The sequence below is a fragment of the Rhodococcus sp. P3_B8 genome (assembly GCF_056402775.1).
Genome location: NZ_JBFUGT010000489.1, coordinates 1 through 3,340, shown reverse-complemented (window position 1 = coordinate 3,340; position 3,340 = coordinate 1). Strand labels below are relative to the sequence as shown.

The 3,340-nt window shown below is 69.0% G+C and carries 4 protein-coding genes; all 4 read right to left on the bottom strand.

What is annotated here, in order from left to right; all coding sequences use genetic code 11:
- Window positions 1–830 (bottom strand): segregation and condensation protein A (locus tag AC1D1G_RS43395; RefSeq protein ID WP_477956731.1); only part of this gene is annotated, 830 nt, incomplete at its 3' end.
- Window positions 831–1,835: a ParA family protein gene (locus tag AC1D1G_RS43390; protein WP_477956730.1), complete on the bottom strand. Its 1,005-nt coding sequence runs from the start codon at window positions 1,833–1,835 to the stop codon at window positions 831–833.
- Window positions 1,836–1,893: 58 nt separating this feature from the next.
- Window positions 1,894–2,820: a site-specific tyrosine recombinase XerD gene (xerD, locus tag AC1D1G_RS43385; RefSeq protein WP_477956729.1), complete on the bottom strand. Its 927-nt coding sequence runs from the start codon at window positions 2,818–2,820 to the stop codon at window positions 1,894–1,896.
- Window position 2,821: 1 nt separating this feature from the next.
- The coding region (locus tag AC1D1G_RS43380) for an NUDIX domain-containing protein (RefSeq protein ID WP_477956728.1) at window positions 2,822–3,340 on the bottom strand (519 nt) is incomplete at its 5' end.

Here is a 3,340-nt window from a genome sequence, read left to right as displayed (position 1 = left end):
GTCCAGCTCACCAGCAATTCCCCGAGCGGCTCGGGCTGTTCGAACAACACCGACTGCTCGCGATACAGCTCGAGCAGCGCGAGGAATCTTGCCACGATCAGGGTGGTCACCTCGCACTCCGCGACCAGGTCGCCGAACGTCGCCCACTCCCCGGCTCCCCGTTCGCGGAGCAGTTCCAGCATCCGCGCCGCCTGTTCGGGCACCGACACCGCGTGCATGTCGTGCAGATGGTCGAGTCCCACGGTGGGCTTCGGGCGGGGTGTGAACACGGTCGCGGCGACCTCCGCGAACCGCTGCGGGTCGACCCCGAGCAACACTTCCGGCAGCAATTTCGTGAACTGGTCCTCCAGTGCCGCCGAACGCGGGTACCGGCGCAACGCGGCCGCCTCGAGCTCACCGAAGAGTTGCGCCACCTGCTTGTACGCGCGGTACTGCAGCAGCCGGGCGAACAGCAGGTCGCGCGCCTCGAGGAGCGCGAGGTCCTCGGCGTCCTCCACCTGCCCCGCCGGGAGTAGACGCGCCGCCTTCAGGTCGAGCAGCGTCGCCGCGACCACCAGGAATTCCGTGGTCTGATCGAGACCCATCTCCGTGCCCAGCGAGCGGGTGTAGGCGATGAAGTCGTCCGTCACCTGGTGCAGCGCGACCTCCGTCACATCCAGCTGTCGCTGGTTGATCAGGGTCAGGAGCAGGTCGAACGGTCCCTCGAAATTCCGCAGCGTCACCCGGAAGCCGGGCTTGACCGCGGGCGCCTGCTGATCCTCGGCCTGCGTTACCTGGACCTGCGGGTCCTCGGTCTGCGGTGGAGCCGAAATGTCTTGCGTATTCACCACTTACCGGCCGGACCGGTGAATGACCTCGCGAGCCAGAGCACGGTACGCCTCGGCGCCGGTCGATTTCGGCRCCCAGGTGGTGATCGGTTCCCCGGCGACCGAGGTCTCGGGGAAGCGCACGGTGCGGTTGATCACGGTGTCGTACACGAGGTCCCCGAACACCTCCACCACACGGGCCATCACTTCACGCGCGTGCAGGGTCCGCGAGTCGAACATCGTCACGACGATGCCGGCGAGTTCGAGCCGCGGGTTGAGCCGGTCGTGGACCTTCTCGACCGTGTCGTTGAGCAGCGCCAGGCCGCGCAGGCTGAAGTACTCGCACTCCATCGGAATGATCACCGAGTCCGCGCAGGCCAACGCGTTGACGGTGAGCAGACCGAGGGACGGCTGGCAGTCGATCAGGACGTAGTCGTACCGGTCGAGCACCGGATGCAGCACCCGTCCGAGCGTCTGTTCCCGCCCGACCTCGGTGACGAGCTGGATCTCCGCCGCCGACAGGTCGATGTTGCTCGGCAGGAGGTCGAGGCCCTCGACGCGTGTTCGCATCAGGACGTCGTCGATCGCGACGCGGGGTTCGACGAGCAGGTTGTGGACGGTCAGTTCGAGGTCGTGATGCGCGACGCCGAGCCCCGCGGACAGCGCCCCCTGGGGATCGAGGTCGACGAGCAGGACACGTCGGCCGAATTCGGCGAGCGACGCCCCCAGGTTGATCGTCGACGTCGTCTTGCCGACGCCACCCTTCTGGTTGCACATCGCGATGATCTTGGCCGGGCCGTGCGAGGGCAGCGGGGCGGGTTCCGGCACCGCACGTGTCGGCCGTCCCGTGGGCCCGAGCTCCTCCTCCACGACCACGGCAGCGTCCTCGAACAAGGCTGCGGGTTCGGATTGCCGCACGTCGAACATGTCGCCCTCCTGTTGCGAGTGCTCTGACTCCGCCGCTGGCGGCTGCGGTGTCACCACGGTCCGATGATCCCCTGTTCTCTCGATGATCGCTGCCGATCCCACATCGTTATACGAACGCTACCGCCTCGTACCGTGAAATTTCCCCTCGACACGCTTTCCGTCACCTCGCCCGGGGGTGCGCTCCGGCCCACACCTCGCGCAGCGCACCCACTGTCACCAGCGTATATATCTGGGTGGTCGTCACCGAGGCATGCCCCAGCAGCTCTTGGACGACGCGGACGTCGGCGCCGCCGTCGAGCAGATGCGTCGCGAACGAGTGACGGAGCGTGTGCGGTGACACCGCCGACGAGATGCCCGCCGCGTCCGCCGCGGTCTGCAGCACCTTCCATGCGCTCTGGCGGGACAGGCGTCCGCCGCGGACATTGAGGAACAGCGCGGGTGTTCCGCGTGATGCCAGCRCCGGCCGGCCCCGGATCAGGTAGGCGTCGAGGGATTCGACGGCGGGCCGGCCCACCGGCACCACCCGCTGCTTGCCGCCCTTGCCCCGCAGCAGCACCGACCGGGTCTCGGTGTCGACGTCGTCGACGTCCAGGCCCACGGCTTCGGAGATGCGGGCGCCCGTCGAATACAGCAGTTCGAGGAGCGCGCGGTCACGGACCGCCCGCGGACCGTCGGCGGGTCCGCTGCCGCCGACCGCCTCCAGCAGCGCCAGCACCTCGTTGACCGGCAGCGATTTGGGGAGCCGTTTCGCCGGCGACGGTGGCCGCACGTCCCGGGCGACGTCCACTGCGGTCATCCCCTCGGCCGCGGCGAACCGGTGGAATCCGCGCACCGCGATCAGGGCGCGGGCCGCCGAGCTCGCGGCCAGCGGCGGCAGTTCACGATTCGGATCGCCGGTGCGCAGCGCGATCACGAAGTCGCTGACATCCTGTTCGCGGATCCGGCCGATGTCGGTGACCTCCCGGTCGGCGAGGAACTGCGTGTACCGCTCGAGGTCGCGGCGATACGAGCCGAGGGTGTTGCGGGCGGCTCCGCGCTCGACAGCCATGTGGTCGAGGTACGAATCCACCTGCCGCGCAATCACCATGTCATGCCCGCGCGGCCTCGTCCCCGCCGGCGCGCGAGCGTTTCCTCTCGCTGAACCTGTCGGGGCGATCGACCCAGGGCACGGTCACGTCGCGGAGTTCGCCGACACCGCCCGGGCGGGACCGGGCAGCGGCGAGTGCCATCACTCCGGCCACGGCCGTGGCGTTGACGATGGTCCCGTTCAGCACCATCGACACGACCTCGTCGAGCGGAATCCGCTCGATCTCGAGGTCGGCTTCCTCGTCCTCCGGGTCGGGCCGGTCCACCTCGTACAGGTCCTCGGCGAGGAACACACGCACCGACTCGTCCGTGAACCCGGGTGAGAGAACGACATCCACGAGAACGGACCAGCGACGGGCCCCGAGTCCGGTCTCCTCCGCCAGCTCGCGCCCGGCCGCGTCGACCGGGTCCTCCCCCGGCTCGTCCAGCAGGCCCGCCGGGATCTCCCACAACCGGCGCCCCACCGGGTGCCGGTACTGGTGGATCAGGACCACCCGGTCCTCGTCGTCGAGCACCACGAC